This is a genomic window from Companilactobacillus sp. FL22-1 (assembly GCF_043951805.1).
Classification (GTDB): domain Bacteria; phylum Bacillota; class Bacilli; order Lactobacillales; family Lactobacillaceae; genus Companilactobacillus.
Genome location: NZ_JBINJY010000016.1, coordinates 1 through 15071, shown reverse-complemented (window position 1 = coordinate 15071; position 15071 = coordinate 1). Strand labels below are relative to the sequence as shown.

The window sequence follows — 15071 nt, the reverse complement described above, 5'->3', positions numbered from 1 at the left end:
TAAAAAGGTCGTGATACTTTTGGAACAGATAACATTGAATAACAATCTTCCTATTTTCCACCTAAAGTCTTCTAATCTAGGAGAACAGGTAAATATCACAGTCTGGTTTCGGGTGGGTTCACGGAATGATAAGGAGGGAAAGTTTGGAGCTGCTCACTTGATTGAACACTCTATGTTAAGAATATTAATAAATAAAAATATTGATCTAAAGGAGTATTTACTTAAGAATGCCCTAGAATACAAGATCCTAACGAGTATCGATTTTATCTTGCTTCGTTTTATCTGTACTAAAACTAAATCATTGACTATCCTACATGACATAAAAAAAGCCTTTGATGAAGTAAAAATAAAACCCGACGTATTTAATCAAGAAAAGGCATTAGTTGAAAATGAAATAGCAATCAAAATGGGCACGCAAAGTAAACAATACTTTGATACTCTACGTGAGAACATCTGGTCATCTAATTTGGGACATCCTATTTTGGGAAATTCATTAGATATTCAGTCTATAAACGTAAGAGAAATCACAGATACTATCCAATGGTTGTGGAACAAGAAGAAGTTCTTTGTGCTTTACACTGGTGACTTGTCTCTTCAACAATTCCAAATTACATTTAATCCTAGTGTTAGTTCTGTTGGATCAAATCATTTAACAGACTTTCCACTAGTGCCAGCCAAAAAGGCAACCATAAGAAAAAGTAGTATGGAGCTTAATATTCCTGAATATACAACGCTCAATGTATCTCTCATTTACCCGCTAGAAAACAAGGTTATGGAAAAGAATGCGTTGTTGATGACCCTTTTGAGTAGGTTAATTGCGTTTGGAGATATGGGCTTTTTGTCGAAGGCACTACGAACCGGAGAATCACCTTTATACTATGTGATGGCCTTCCCGTTTTCTTTTCAATTTGAAAATGTTTTGATTGTCAACTTCATTGCAAAACATGAACAGGTCAGTCAGATCATCGATTCTACTCAGACCGCAATTCACAATCTTAATTCCAATTTAGAAAAAGTGTCACAGTACTTCGACATTGTTAAAAAGGGATTTGTCAATGACATTAGTAAAGCACAGCGATCGGATTTTGATGCCATGAATTATATTGGACAAGCGCTTATATACAATCACAGGGTAAATCGTCTTAGTGAAACGACAAAAGAAATCAATAGCATTGATATTGAAATGATAGAGAATTTTTCAAAAACAGTTTTTTCAACTGACCAGCCTATGTATTTTATTGCGGGTGGGGAGGAAATGAGTTATGAGTGATATAATCCAAATTAAACATCTAAGTTTCCAGTACAAAAGGAGCAAAATCCCCGCTTTACATGATATCGACTTGAACGTAAAGCAAAACGAGATCATAGGTCTTGTAGGTCCAAATGGCGCAGGGAAATCGACTCTTATCAGCATTATGGAAGGCCTTTTAACCGCATATACGGGACATGTACAGGTTTTGGAAACTAATGAAATAAAACATGCACCACGACAAGCACAAATACAAATGGGAGCTCTTTTTCAATCCAGCGGCTATTTAGATAATTTGAGTGTTCAGGAATCATTAACATTATTTGCTCAAATGTATTCAACTTCAGTTACACCAAAACAAGCATTAGCACACATGCACGCTGAGGAACTGCTTCCTAAAAAAGTCAAAAATTTATCTGGCGGTCAAAAACAACAGTTTGGTATAGCATTAAGCTTGATTAATCAGCCTAAATTACTATTTTTGGATGAACCGACCACCGGTCTTGATCCCGATGCACGATTACATTTGTGGAAAGTTATTAAGCAACTACGCGGCCAAACTACCACGATTATTTGTTCACACTATATGGAAGAAGTGGCTTATCTGTGTGATCGTGTCTGTTTTATCAACGAGGGCCAAGTTTACGCCACGGACACCCCCTCGGGACTGATTCAACGTAGTCAGGCAACAACCCGAATTGAGTTTGCTTGTGAGAATTTATCTCAATTAATAACTGGTCAAGGGGCGTCACTTGCTTCAAATGCACATCGTATGGGGGAAAATAGATATTTCATCATGACAACCAATCCAAGTGAATTTTTACCTACCCTTTACAAATTAGAGGAGCACTCACACTTGATAACCGACATTGATGTAAAGAAACCGACATTAAACGATGCTTATTATAAAATCACTGGCGAAGTTATGGAGGATGATAGTAATGAAACGATACATTAATATTATCCGGCTTTTGTTATTAAATGAAATTCGGAATCGTGAAGCAATGATATTCTCCCTACTATTGCCGCTTGCAATACTAATTTTAATTGGTGAGTCGGATAAAACTCAAGTGAATTATGTTTACGCTGGCATTATCTGCATTGCTTTTGGCTCAATGGCACTGGTTGGTGTTCCTTCCCAACTTACTAACTATCGAGAAAACGGTATACTTAAACGGGTAAAGTTAACAGAGTTATCATTAGGTGATTTTCTTGGCTGTGTCTATACTGCACAGGTGGTCTTTATGATTATTCAAGCAGTTATAATTACAATAGTGGCAAAAATAGTCTACAATTTAAAGTTTGATTTTACTCACGATTTTCTCCTAGGTATGGGGTTGCAAATTATATTGGGAATGTTGGCTCTCCTGTCCATAGGAGTAGTTATTGCTGCGTTATCCAAAAATACCAGAGCTGCTTCGACCATTGGCAATACTGTGATTGTAACTATGCTTTTTGTTGGAAATACACTGTTTCCATCAACTGGTTGGCCAAAGGCTGTTAAAAACGTTGTCAAGTTTTTCCCAATGAATACGTTAGGTGATGGCATTCGGAGAACCCTCATCAATAACTCACAAACCATGAACCACTTCATGTTTCAAACATTTAGTCTAGCTGCATGCGTTCTGATTTTCTCTGTGGCCGGTCTGTATTTACTAAATAAATCGGTGATTAATCATTAGAAATTAGAGTATGAAAACATGTCTTCATATATTTCGTCTATTTGTCAGGTATTTAGGCCACTTGTGCCCAGCAATTAAACCTGGTTCATGTCAAATAATAAGTTTGTACGATTGGATAGTCTCATAAAATGAACACTCATCTTTGTTATTCCATATTGTAATTTACTAGATTTGAAATACAAACTTTTTCAAGGACAATTTTACAGTTTAATTGTCGCACAAAGGTACCCGCATGTTCCCTTAAAGTGCTAGAAATCTGATTTAAAATAGTCGAAAGTCAGTCATAGTCATGCTATAATGTAGACAGAAAAAGGAAGTCCCGCTAGAACAGGACTTCCCATGTAGAGCCGTTAAAGACGGTGGCAGATTTTAACGATATTTAATAACCGCTAGCTGACCAGAGCTAAGGCGGTTATTTTTTTTGCTGACTTTTGATCAGCTCAACAATTAATGCGATTAAGGCCACGATAAAGGTACCGAAAGCCAACATTAATTGTAAAGCGTCCGCAACGGACACTTAAGCTACTCCTTTCGTTAGGATTTATGGGCTTTAACGGTTTAACACCATAAGCACCACCTCCGATCGGAAATAGCCACCGCCTTAACTTCTCTACTTGATCCATTATACAGGGAATATAATTCCTTTAAAAACATATTTTTTAAATTCAGTAGTGTATTTTATGTTAAATGAGAATACAGTGTTAATGTAAGTTATTTTGTAAAAAAATCGAGCACAAAAGATATGGCAATTATGCCCTTTATCAGTGTGTTTGTTTATATCTATAGGAGGTTTTATTTTTGGATATTGATTCTGTAAATAGTTTTTTAAACGAAACAAGAAAATCACAACAGTCTATAAATACTGATATAACAATTGATGGACGGGGGTTGTTGCAACGCTTTTTCTATAGAGGACAAGCAAATGATTTCAAAAGTAGTAATAACGTTGCTAGCATCTTTAGGCAGGGAAAGCTCCCCGGATATACCCCTGAATATTCATTTACTAATGAGTACATGCGTAGGTACGCAAATGATTTTAATAATTTAGAAAATAATTTTTCTCGGCTTTCTTATATGCAACATTTTGGCTTGCCAACTAGGTTATTAGATGTAACGACTAATGCTCTTGTGGCTCTTTATTTTGCCTGTCAATCTCATATTGATTCTGAAGGACATGAAACAGACGGGATAGTTACCATGTTTGTGTCTAATAAGACGCAAAATATTAATGACTACACGTATTACAGTAGTCATAGTGATACTGTAGAAATTTTGTCAACACTAGCTTTAATGGACGAAGCTAAAAAGAAAGAAATTTATGACAGTATATCTTGTTACAATAAAAAAGTTGATGGTTTGTTAAAGGAAGATCTAAATCATTTATACGATGATTGGTACATGGATCTGGTCAGGAAGTTCCCAGAGGGCTATTATGAGCAACTATCTCCGGAAAGTAAAAAAATATATGATTCACTGAATGATATTTATAATGATATAAATAGGTCTTATGTAGTGCAGTGCTTGTATCATGAAATTAAAAGAGATACTGGTTATTTCGCTGATTTGATTAACTTCAGAACTTTGATTCATCCATTCTTTGTAGAACCATCACTTAACAATAAAAGGTTGCGTGCTCAAAGTGGCTTTTTCCTTTTTGAACCTTACGATGGTGTATCATGTAGCTTGCAAAGTATTCATGATGATATTGATAGTAAAGTGTCTCTGTACAATAAAAACAATGAACCAATTAGATTAGTAATTCCCAGTGAAAAAAAGCAACAAATTTTAAAAGAATTGGATCAATCGTTTGAAATAAACCAAGCTGCTTTATTTCCAGACAAAGAAAGCGTGGCTCACTATATCAAAAACCAATTTTTAGGATAATTTATCCTAAGGCCAATAGGGTATACCCTAGTGGTCTTTTTTATTTCTCTGCTATACTAGGAATTACAAGTGTTCATTAGAACTGTCCAAAAGGAGAATTGGAAATGGCTAAAATCGGTTATGCGCGTGTGAGTTCCAAGGAGCAACATTTAGATCGACAGTTAGCGGCTTTAAAAGACGTTGATAAATTATTTACGGATAAATTAAGTGGGGCTAACACTAATCGGCCAGAACTGCAAAAAATGCTGGCCTATATTCGTGAGGGTGATATTGTAATGGTCACTGAATTAGATCGCTTAGGCAGAAACAACCATGATTTGACTAAGATCATGAACTCCATTCAAAATAAGGGTGCCACCCTAGATGTGTTAAATTTGCCGTCCATGACAGGGATTGCTGACCCAAATTTACGTCAACTCATGACCAACCTCATTATTGAACTTTATAAATACCAAGCTGAAAGTGAACGTAAGCGGATCATTGAGCGTCAGCAACAAGGGATTTCCCTAGCCAAACAGCAGGGCAAATATCATGGTCGCAAACCTCAATACGCTGAAGATGATCCCCGTTTGTTACATGCCTTTAAACTTTATCAAAATGGTATGAGCGATGTGGATGTGGCTCGAAATACTGGGATTAAGCGGACAACCTTTATTCGGTATCGAAAGAAATTCAGTGTGTATAGATAAATTTCTCATTAAATAAGCAGGGCAGTGAAGAAAAAATTTAAATAGGAGTGAAATAACAGATAGTAGATTGTAAAATTAATCCGAACGCTGTTCGGACAAAAAAGATCAGCTTCCTTTAAAAAGGTGTTTACCACAAACCCATCTTTTAGGAGCTGATCTTTTGTCTAGTATAACCTATTCCGAACGAATTAATTCTCCGTTATAATAAACGTATAGAGTATTGTCATCGTGTTTAATTTGTACGATTTCGTCAATATATCTGATGGGGACGGAGTATTTCCGATTTTGAAAGACAATCATTGATTTCTTACTAACTTTCCTTGCGATGGTTTGGCTGGCATAGGCATCGAGTAAGTCATGATCAAAATCATGGAGATACTCTTTTTCTTTATCAAGCAATAAATAAGGCGGAATTTGAGTTGCCTGAGACTTCTCATGATTCAGCTGATCACACGTCAAATGAACGATCTCGGCTAAGTCTAGCGGCTCTTCAAACTCATGGTTGTAAACTTTAATTCGCTGAGTAGTTCTGGCCAACGCCTCGACCTTTCCTTTGGTTTGTGGCCGAAACGGTCGACAAGCAATTGGCTTGAAACAAGCGTCCTTAGCGTATTCAACGAAGGTTTCATTAAATACCGGCTTACCAAAATTACTTTTATGATGATCGATGACAACCTTTTTGGTTGTCAAACCAGATTTCTTTCGGCACACCCCCGGTTGCCCAAAAGGCATTCGTTAAGCAATCAAAAAAGGTAGTTTGGCTGCGACTGAAGGTAAATTGCATGTATTTCATTCGCGAGTACCCTAAAACATATAAGAAGATGTTGCCTTTGACAATCTCTCCATGCCGAGAAACCAATGTTAAGTCTTCTTTCCAATCAACATGGGCTGAAAGTCCTGGCGAGGTTTCAATCCGGATAGTGGCTTTTTTCGTTGCGGCTTTTCTGATGGTTCGACAATAGTCTCTGAGAATACTTTGCTTTCCTTGATAGCCACGTTCTTTGATAAAGTAATAAATTGCCGTTGCCGAACAGCCTTCTAGAACCTTTTCTTCAATCGTTTTTTCGATAATCGTCAAGTTTACTCAGCCGCCGTAAGGGTTGTGGCTGCTCATCTTGGGGCGTGAGCCCTAAATTGTAGTATCTTTTAACCGTTCGCGGATCAACACCATATCGTCGACCAATTTCAGCGAAGTTGGGCTTTATTTTGTTCATAATATATTGCTGGACACACTGTTCAACATCTAAACGCATTTCAGTTCCTCCAAATTTGAGATGCGTTTAGTTTACCGTAAAAAAATGTTGAAAAACCGACATTTTCTAATCGGTATTTTCCAACATTTTACAACCGTTGCTGACAGCCAAGTAAGTTACATTGCAATAACAGAGCTAGCATATATCTTGTTGGCATGGCAAGAAAGATTGAATACCGACGATAGAACATTAGGCGATTTGTTCTATTCCTTCACGAATTCATTACCTGATATTACGTTCATTTGCGCATTGGTATACCTAATTTCCGTTCTTAAATGCTCTGGTAATGAGTTTATCGAAGATAAAATTGACCAATTCATGCACACCATCCTATCAAACGTACAAAATATCATTTCAAGAGTGTTGTAAAACTAATTTAGGTACGAAAAACCCAGAGCTCATCAGTGCTCCGGTCTATTTTCGTGCTTTCAAGTTTCAGTTAAAGTGTCAACCCTAAGGGGTATTGTACGAACTAAGGCCGTCCTTAGTTGTCGATTTTTTTATTATTGTGATTCTTGATTGCGCTATAATATTTTGTGAGGTGAAAGAGATGGCTGACAAAGTTGTTGCGCGTCCACTAATTACGATTGCAAATATTATTTGGAGTTTTAATCCCCTGACCCATTTACCACAAGTCCTGCTGGTCAAACGGGCTTATCCGCCATTTGAGGGCCACTGGGCTTTACCAGAAACCCTATTGCGGCGGGATGAAAGTGCTGACGCTGCCTGTATCCGCCTGATTAAGGATAAAATTGGTGTTCGTCTATCAAACAGTGCTACCGAACAGTTGGCAACCTTCACCGATCCCGACCGGGTAAGCGGTGAGCGGGCCTTGGCGATTGCCTACATGACTTTCTTACCGACAATGCCGCAACTGAGGGCCGGGTACGGAGCAACCGAAGTCGGGTGGTTTAGTCTTAACTTTGACCACGGGAAGTTTATCTTGCAAAATGGTGACTTAGTTTTGAGTTTGGCTGCAGGGTCGGCGCTAGCATTTGACCACCACCAAATTATTAATACGGCCATTGTACGAATTAAAAATAAACTGGACTACCAGCCAACCATTTTACAGATCTTAGGACCGACTTTTACCCTTCGGCAAGCCCGCGAAGTTTATGCTACTTTCCGCCAAACAACGGTCGATCAAATTGATAATTCTAATTTTAAAAAGGCCCACCAAAAACTGTTTAAGGAAGTTGGTACCGCCGCAACAAAGCGGTCAGGCCGGCCACCAAAGTTATTTAAACTGGTACTACCTTGCGTCTAAAAATAAAAGTGCTACAATTAGTGATAATAAAAGTTCAATATATTTTTATTATTTTGCAGTAGTTAAAGTGTTTTTTACCTAAATTTGTTAGGAGTTATTTAATAATGAAGCATGAATTATTAACCGACATGTATGAGTTTTCAATGGCCAACGGTTATTATCAAACGCTTCCCCACGATAAGCAGGCGCGCTTCGACGTCTTTTACCGTAAGGCGCCCGATGATGGCAGTTTTGTGATTAGTGCTGGATTGATGCAAGTAATTGATGAAGTTAAGAACTGGCACTTTTCAACTGATGACATTGCTTATCTGCGGTCCCTTAACCACTTTAGTGACGACTTTCTCTTTTACCTGACGGCAGCTCACAACCGCTGCTTAATTAAGGCAATCCCAGAAGGCACGCCAGTCTTCCCACGGGAACCAATCCTTAGTATTAGTGGCCCACTAATTGATGTCCAACTTCTCGAAACCCTGATCTTAAACATTATTAACCACCAATCATTGATTGCAACGAAGGCATGGCAGATCACCAGCGTTACTGGCGGACGCCCAGTAATGGAATTTGGTGCACGACGGGCGCAGGGGCCTGATGCCGCAATATATGGTGCGCGGGCTGCCATTATTGGTGGGTGCAGTAGTACCTCCAATGTGCTAGCTGCCAAGCTGTTTAACCTTCCGGCGGCGGGGACGATGGCCCACGCCTGGATTGAAAGCTTTCCTGATGAATTAACGGCCTTTCGTGCCTGGGCCAAAATTTACCCTGACAATGCTGCCCTGTTAGTTGATACCTACGATGTGGTTAACTCTGGGGTACCGAACGCAATTAAAGTCTTTAAGGAATTGCGGGCAGCTGGCCACGAACCGGTTGGTATCCGCATCGATTCTGGTGATATTGCCCAGTTGGCAACCAAGGCCCGGAAGATGATGGACGAGGCTGGTTTTACCAACGCTAAGATTACTGCTTCAAACGCCCTTGATGCCCACATTATTAAGTCATTGCTTGATGAAGGGGCACCACTGGATAACTTTGGGATCGGTGAGCGACTAATTACCAGTTCATCCAGTCCAGTATTAAGCGGTGTTTATAAAATGTCGGCACTAGAAAATGATGGCAAATGGGTGCCAAAGATCAAGATTAGTAATAGTCGCGAAAAGATTACGCTCCCTGGGAATAAGCAGGTTTACCGGCTCTACGATAAGCATGATCCCCAACACGCTGTTGCCGATGTAATTGCCCTGGCTGACGAGCAGATTGGAACCGAAATTGCGGCAATCAATGCTGACGTTCACGTCACCCGGAATAAAGTGATTCTAACCGACTTCATTGCTAAGCCACTGCTTAAGCAAGTTTTGACACTGGAAAAAGCGGCGCCAATTGAAACCGACACTTTTGCCATCCAGCATTTTGCGCAGACCGAATTAGCACAGCTGCCGGCGACTACTAAGCGGTTGCTTAATCCGGACCGCTTCCCGGTTTATTTAACCAAGCGGTTAGCTGACTTGCAACAAAAGCTGGTTGATGAGGCACAAAAATAAGGAGTTAGCAATGACTAAAGCTTTATTAATTATTGATTATACAAACGATTTTCTCGCTGACAATGGTGCGCTTACTTGTGGCAAGCCAGCGCAGGAATTAGAAGATTATTTGGTTCAGCTGGCCAACCGTTTTTACCAAAATGGCGACTACGTAATTTTCCCGACTGATGCCCATTGTGAGGACCGGTTTAGTCCAGAAGCTAAACTCTTCCCGCCACATAACGTGGTCGGTACGCCTGGTCAACAGCTATACGGCAAGGTTAATGACTGGTTTGAACAACATCAGGCCAGTGACCGGGTTTACCAGTTTAATAAGAACCGCTATTCATCATTTCAAAATACTAATCTTGATAACTACCTGCGGGAACGAAAAATTGATAACTTGTGGATTGCAGGTGTTTGCACCGATATCTGTGTCCTGCACACCGCAATTGCCGCCTATAATTTGAACTACCAGATTACGATTCCGGTTAAGGGGGTCGCCACCTTTACCAAGCATGGTCAGGAGTGGGCGCTTGACCATTTTAAGAATTCACTGGGTGCGACGCTGGTTTAATGAATTTTGACTGCCTTCTATGAAGTAAGAACCCCACCTACGTCCAGTCGGGTGAGAATTTTATTCGGGTGTTAGCGATTGCCGACTATCCTAAGCGGGTGTATGGCAACTGGTTATCGGAGTTAAAGCGTAACCAAAGAACAGGCTAATTTATTAAACTGTTTACCTGGTGACGCGTTACTTCAGGCAGAAGGGGTTGTTCTCGATGACGAGAATACAGTTGTTGAAAAAGTTAAAATCATTTACAGCAAACAAGCCGATTTCAATATGGTATTAGGAATGAAGTTCTTCATAATTGTTAGCAAACAAGTAGATTGTAAAATTAATCCGAACGCTGTTCGGACAAAAAAGATCAGCTTCCTTTAAAATGGTGTTTACCACAAACCCATCTTTTAGGAGCTGATCTTTTGTCTAGTATAACCTATTCCGAACGAATTAAAATCGAAACCTTTTGTGAACTAGGGCTGTCCAATATCCAAATGGTCGTTCGGCTGAACCGATCACCGTCAACAATTTCTTATGAATTATCTCGATGTCAACCTTATCAGGCTGAATTAGCACAAACAGATGCCGAATACAAGCGATCACGATGTGGTCGGAAAACTAAGCTGAGCGATGAGTTAAAGCAAAAAATTCTCAACCATTTACGTCTAAGCTGGTCATCAGGAATGATTGCTCAAGAATTTAAACTAGCTACTAAATCTATTTATAATTGGCTAAATCAGGGGAGAATTGGATTCTCCTTGAATGATCTACCTGAACATGGCGTACACCAATGGCGTAACGTTGACCAACGATCCAAATATAATCAATCTTTGGGGCGATCAATTGAACAGCGTCCCATGATGATTAATCAACGTAATCGCATCGGCGATTTTGAACTAGATACAGTCGTTGGTCCTCGTGGGCATAGTAAGGCAGTTTTATTAACTTTAATCGATCGAAAATCACGGTTCCTTTGGGCATACCGGTTAAAAGATCGGACGACAGCGACTGTTAATGAAGCACTAACTAAGTTCCTAACCACTTTTAATGGTCCGGTGCACAGCTTTACTGTGGACCGTGGCACTGAGTTTAGTGGGCTAGTATCACTTGAATCACAATATGGTATTAAGACCTATTACTGTCATGCTTATACGCCAGCTGAACGTGGTAGTAATGAACGCTTTAATCGGAATTTACGTTATTTTTATCCTAAAGGGACTCGTTTTGAGCACATTAGTGCTCAAGATTTAACGACGACGTTACTCCAAATTAACCAGCGACCGCTTAAAATACTCGACTGGCAAACACCGTATCAGGTTATGCTGACAAATTTGTCCAAAAATTCGGATTAAATTTGCAATCTACCTATAGTTTAATCTATGGAATCAGAAAAAGTATACTAGTGGAAAAGTATATTTAGCGACTAGTATACTTTTTAAAATGCTTGTTTATCAGTGATTATAGGCCAATTATCATAAGTATACTTTTATACTAGTATACTTATGACTGTTTTCTCTGATAAATGCTGTCGAAGATTTCTCTCTCTCTATCTGAAAGCGTGTTTTGCTTATATGCCTCAACAGCGCTTTCTACAAGTTCATACATTTTCACGTCTTTAATGTAAGCTAGACTCTTTATCGTGTCAAAAACAGGTGGATCGACCCTTAGGCTTTTTCTGTCCGCTGCGGAGTATTTAGTAGTTTTTTGTTCATCTCTGGAATCATCGACTGTTTTTTTTATGTTCACTTCGAAGTGATCAGCATCTTTTTTAATCAAGGCCATCAGCACTTATCTCCTTTCCAAGTGGTGTTAGTTTTTTGCCATTGAGATATTTTGGCGTGTAGACATAATCGTCAGCAATATCTCCTTTACTTTCGAATTGGTCTATTCTTTCCATTAATTCCGCGTAAAGATCGGAAAAGAGTGCGAACATAGCACGATCGTGGTAGTCTTCAAACTGAACTCCGTATTCACCATAATTTTCAAGGCGTAAGTGACTTTTGATAATGGCATTGAATATATTCTGTTTACCAAAATATTTAACGGTCTTATCAACAATGAGCTGTTCAACCGTGTGAGTTTTGTCAAGCATGACTAACAGTATTCCCGCGACCTGAACATTAATCTCGTCGCTGAAGTCATCGTATAGAGTTTGAAGATAAGTGTTGGTTAGTTCCTTTGAACCCTCAAATGCGAATCTCTTGGTTTCTTGCACAACAATTACATAGTCAGTTGCAACCATTATGTTGTCGACTTTTATATCTGTTGCTGGTGGAGTGTCTATAAAAATAAAGTCATAGTCGTCTTTGATTTTATCTAGTAATTTTTTGAAGTAAAAGGTTCGTTCGTGGACACCCTTTATATGGTCGGCTACCCATGTGCCCCAGTTTCGAAAATCAGAATCTCCTGCAATGGCATCTAGATTTTCTGTTAGATGCGTGATTCCCTTACTTAGATCCTTATCATTTAAGCATCTTGTTATAGAAGCGGGCCAATTTGATTTATTAAAGGTCATACCGAGCATGAATGTACTGTTTGCTTGGAGATCCATATCAATATGTAAAACCTTTTTATGGAAAACGGTGGCAAGAGTGATTGCGAACATCACATTATTGGTCGTCTTGCCAACGCCCCCTTTTTGGTTGCTTAAAGCGATTACGTACGTCATTGATAACACTCCTCTCATAAGTATACTTCTGCTACAAATATAGTATACCATATTGAAACCTGAAATCAAGCTTTTTTATCAAAAGTATACTAATATACTCTTATACTTTTACATTAGTATACTCGTGGATTTGTGGATTAATATACTAAAAAACATCAAAAGTATACTTTTGATGTTTTTGTTTACATTTTCTTTGTTATGGTGTATGGTTACCTTAAATAAAAGAAAAGCGCCACCCAACGGCAATTGGGAAGCACTCGACAAAAAAATCTTTTTCATTCAACTAAAGAGATTATACCAGCAAAATGGTAAGATGTCGAGAATGGTGTGATTTCAAAACGGTAGGGGACAAGCTGCCGGGTAAAAACAAAGGGGACACGTGTGGTGAGCGACTTCTGTGCAAATTCACTGGATCTAGTTAATTAGATCCGTAGGCGGTAATTTAAAAATTTAAAAGTTTATTCGGGGGTAGTCGGACTACGTCCACCTTAAGCAACTTGGCATAACGCTAAGTTGCTTTTTTGTCTGCGCTTTTTCGGTTTCTATGTCATTTCTATTAAGCTAACTTAGGTGTTTATTTTGAAAGGAGGTGAGCTCACCATGTACGATTTAAAGACGGTTCAGACTGCACAAAAGCTGGTATTACACGATTCATTACATACCTATAAAGTTAAAAATAGTCGTTCTAATATTGCCGTACAAGTGATGGAAACTCCTACAAAAAAAGGGGCCATTGCGCTCTTCAGCAGTAAAGATTCAATGCAAAAAGCACATGGTGTGGTTATCACCTCTTTTGAAGCACTTGACGCCATCGCCGATCGTATGACTCACTGGACGCCCAATACATTCAGCTGGCTTGGCTATACGCAAAATCGGTCGAGTGTTCGGGGACACCGGGAAGCTAACTTAGCTCAGATTAATACCTTGGTCGTTGATATTGATTTTGCCGACGCACAAGAACGAGACGCGCGTGAGCAAGAGGTCTTGGGGGCCGTAACCGTTGCTGACTTATTCATTCCCACGATGATTTTGCGGACTACGAAGGGATTCCATATCTACTACGTTTTTGATCAGCCTATGTTTTTGCGGAAAACACGCGGTCAGTTTCCAGTCTTAAAAGCAGCCCAAAAAATGTCGAGTTTTGTGCGGCAGTGGATTCAAAAACGAGTGGCGGGGGTCGATGTCGGCTGCAATAACTTTGGAATTTTTCGAATTCCCCGGCAAGACAATCTAGTCTTTTTTGATGCACATATGTTGGTCCAGGTGAGCGCTCTGATGAAGTGGTCACAATATTATGCTGCCCAAGTTCCGGTTACGAAGCCGGATAAACGACAGGTGATTTCTCTAGCCCCAGATGAAGGTCGGCAGGTTGACCAAGCTTGGTTTAAAGCCTTATTGAAAGTGACAACAGTCAAATCAGGTCAAGGTTTAGCCCGTCACAACACGGTTTTGACGTTAGCTTTAGCGATGTATCAGTCAAAAATCTCGCAACAACGTGCGAGAGACGTGCTTGACGTCTTCAATTCAAATCTACATGATCCGTTGGCCGATCGCGAAGTTGTACAGTGCGTGAGAGACGCCTATTCAGGTAACTATCGGGGGGCAGCACTGAGTTATGTTCAAGGACTATTGGATCAATGGGTGCCTAATTTTTCAGGTAAAGTTGTTGCTGGGATTGGCTGGCATAAATTTGCTAAGCCGCGTGCCGAACGACAATACAGTCATGCCCACGAATGGCGTAACGATGTGCTTGCATTGATTAATCGAATGGGTGGTTCTGCCGCTTCGGTTGCCATGTCAACGCGTCAAATTCAAGCTGAATTAGGGATTTCTCCGGCGAGTTTGAATCGGGTTATGAAGCAACTACAAGCAACTTCGCAATTGAAGCGGGTGCAGCGTGGTAACCAGCCAACTTTATTGACGACGGTGACCATGTTATTTAAGTCGGCTATGGTGAGCCGTCAGGCTCAAAGTCAAGCGTGGACAGGGTATTTAACGACACTAATGCCAACTGTAAGCAAAAATGTTTATGAGCCAACAGTTGGTACTTTAACTGAGATACAAGCGGTGAGCGGTGATTCAGAGCCACCGTGGGGAATGGAGACGAGAAGAAGAACGGGGTGAAAAGTGCTGCTATCAATTGCCATAGGTATATATCTAGAATAGGCTTGTTGCTGTGTGAGGGTATTGTTAGTTTGGTGGTTTGTTGGGGAACTCACAAAAATATCTTGGCAAAATTTAGGAAGTGCGGTAAACTATAGTCAGTCAAGGGGAACATATGTTCCTGATGTGGCAAACTTAAT

16 protein-coding genes are annotated in these 15071 nt (G+C 39.8%); 10 read left to right on the top strand and 6 right to left on the bottom strand.

The features are described 5' to 3' along the window. The first annotated feature begins 19 nt into the window (after positions 1 to 19). From ACG72T_RS11810 to ACG72T_RS11800, 3 genes are read left to right on the top strand one after another with little or no spacing between them, the layout of a single operon-like run. Positions 20 to 1270, top strand: coding sequence for a pitrilysin family protein (locus ACG72T_RS11810; RefSeq protein WP_181185300.1), 1251 nt, complete (start codon positions 20 to 22; stop codon positions 1268 to 1270). Next, complete coding sequence (locus ACG72T_RS11805; RefSeq protein WP_105923081.1) at positions 1263 to 2207, top strand: ABC transporter ATP-binding protein; 945 nt, start codon at positions 1263 to 1265, stop codon at positions 2205 to 2207. Before ACG72T_RS11810 ends, ACG72T_RS11805 begins: the two co-directional genes overlap by 8 nt. Beyond that, a complete protein-coding gene (locus ACG72T_RS11800; RefSeq protein ID WP_181185299.1) occupies positions 2191 to 2931 on the top strand; it encodes an ABC transporter permease in 741 nt (246 codons plus the stop codon). Before ACG72T_RS11805 ends, ACG72T_RS11800 begins: the two co-directional genes overlap by 17 nt. Before the next feature lie 412 nt (positions 2932 to 3343). Here the strand turns inward: ACG72T_RS11800 and ACG72T_RS11795 are convergent, their stop codons facing one another. Then, positions 3344 to 3421, bottom strand: a complete 78-nt coding sequence (locus ACG72T_RS11795; RefSeq protein ID WP_076661461.1) for a putative holin-like toxin — start codon at positions 3419 to 3421, stop codon at positions 3344 to 3346. A 308-nt stretch (positions 3422 to 3729) separates the two neighbouring features. Between ACG72T_RS11795 and ACG72T_RS11790 the strand changes: the two genes are divergently transcribed. Continuing rightward, positions 3730 to 4815 (top strand): FRG domain-containing protein, encoded by a 1086-nt coding sequence (locus tag ACG72T_RS11790; protein ID WP_105923079.1) that lies wholly within the window; start codon positions 3730 to 3732, stop codon positions 4813 to 4815. 104 nt (positions 4816 to 4919) lie between these two features. After that, positions 4920 to 5504, top strand: coding sequence for a recombinase family protein (locus ACG72T_RS11785; protein ID WP_014940867.1), 585 nt, complete (start codon positions 4920 to 4922; stop codon positions 5502 to 5504). A 174-nt stretch (positions 5505 to 5678) separates the two neighbouring features. On the opposite strand, the gene ACG72T_RS11780 is transcribed toward ACG72T_RS11785, so the two are convergent. The 3 genes from ACG72T_RS11780 to ACG72T_RS11770 are packed head-to-tail and all read right to left on the bottom strand — an operon-like array spanning position 5679 to position 6757. Continuing rightward, on the bottom strand, positions 5679 to 6194 hold the full coding sequence (locus ACG72T_RS11780) for a Mu transposase domain-containing protein (protein WP_395266346.1): 516 nt from the start codon (positions 6192 to 6194) through the stop codon (positions 5679 to 5681). Then, positions 6160 to 6582 (bottom strand): hypothetical protein, encoded by a 423-nt coding sequence (locus ACG72T_RS11775; protein WP_395266344.1) that lies wholly within the window; start codon positions 6580 to 6582, stop codon positions 6160 to 6162. Before ACG72T_RS11775 ends, ACG72T_RS11780 begins: the two co-directional genes overlap by 35 nt. Then, positions 6557 to 6757, bottom strand: a complete 201-nt coding sequence (locus ACG72T_RS11770) for a hypothetical protein (protein ID WP_395266343.1) — start codon at positions 6755 to 6757, stop codon at positions 6557 to 6559. The genes ACG72T_RS11775 and ACG72T_RS11770 overlap by 26 nt, the downstream gene beginning before the upstream one ends. A 550-nt stretch (positions 6758 to 7307) precedes the next feature. On the opposite strand from ACG72T_RS11770, the gene ACG72T_RS11765 reads away from it, so the two are divergent. The 4 genes from ACG72T_RS11765 (at position 7308) to ACG72T_RS11750 (ending at position 11452) form a co-directional block, all read left to right on the top strand. Next, entirely contained in the window at positions 7308 to 8024 is a 717-nt protein-coding gene (locus ACG72T_RS11765) for an NUDIX domain-containing protein (protein WP_003645598.1), read from the top strand. 104 nt (positions 8025 to 8128) lie between these two features. Next, positions 8129 to 9559 (top strand): nicotinate phosphoribosyltransferase, encoded by a 1431-nt coding sequence (locus ACG72T_RS11760; RefSeq protein WP_395266342.1) that lies wholly within the window; start codon positions 8129 to 8131, stop codon positions 9557 to 9559. Between the two features lie 10 nt (positions 9560 to 9569). Then, on the top strand, positions 9570 to 10115 hold the full coding sequence (locus tag ACG72T_RS11755; protein ID WP_395266340.1) for a cysteine hydrolase family protein: 546 nt from the start codon (positions 9570 to 9572) through the stop codon (positions 10113 to 10115). A gap of 407 nt (positions 10116 to 10522) precedes the next feature. Beyond that, a complete protein-coding gene (locus tag ACG72T_RS11750; protein WP_395266339.1) occupies positions 10523 to 11452 on the top strand; it encodes an IS30-like element ISLpl1 family transposase in 930 nt (309 codons plus the stop codon). A gap of 148 nt (positions 11453 to 11600) precedes the next feature. Here ACG72T_RS11750 and prgO read toward each other — a convergent pair whose 3' ends face one another. Together prgO and prgP are read right to left on the bottom strand one after the other, a co-directional pair. Further along, entirely contained in the window at positions 11601 to 11882 is a 282-nt protein-coding gene (prgO, locus tag ACG72T_RS11745) for a DNA segregation protein PrgO (protein WP_042255044.1), read from the bottom strand. Further along, on the bottom strand, positions 11869 to 12768 hold the full coding sequence (prgP, locus tag ACG72T_RS11740) for a ParA superfamily DNA segregation protein PrgP (RefSeq protein ID WP_042255042.1): 900 nt from the start codon (positions 12766 to 12768) through the stop codon (positions 11869 to 11871). Before prgP ends, prgO begins: the two co-directional genes overlap by 14 nt. 777 nt (positions 12769 to 13545) lie before the next feature. Here prgP and ACG72T_RS11735 point away from each other — a divergent pair. Next, positions 13546 to 14892: a primase C-terminal domain-containing protein gene (locus tag ACG72T_RS11735; protein WP_395266338.1), complete on the top strand. Its 1347-nt coding sequence runs from the start codon at positions 13546 to 13548 to the stop codon at positions 14890 to 14892. The last annotated feature ends 179 nt before the right edge of the window (positions 14893 to 15071 follow it).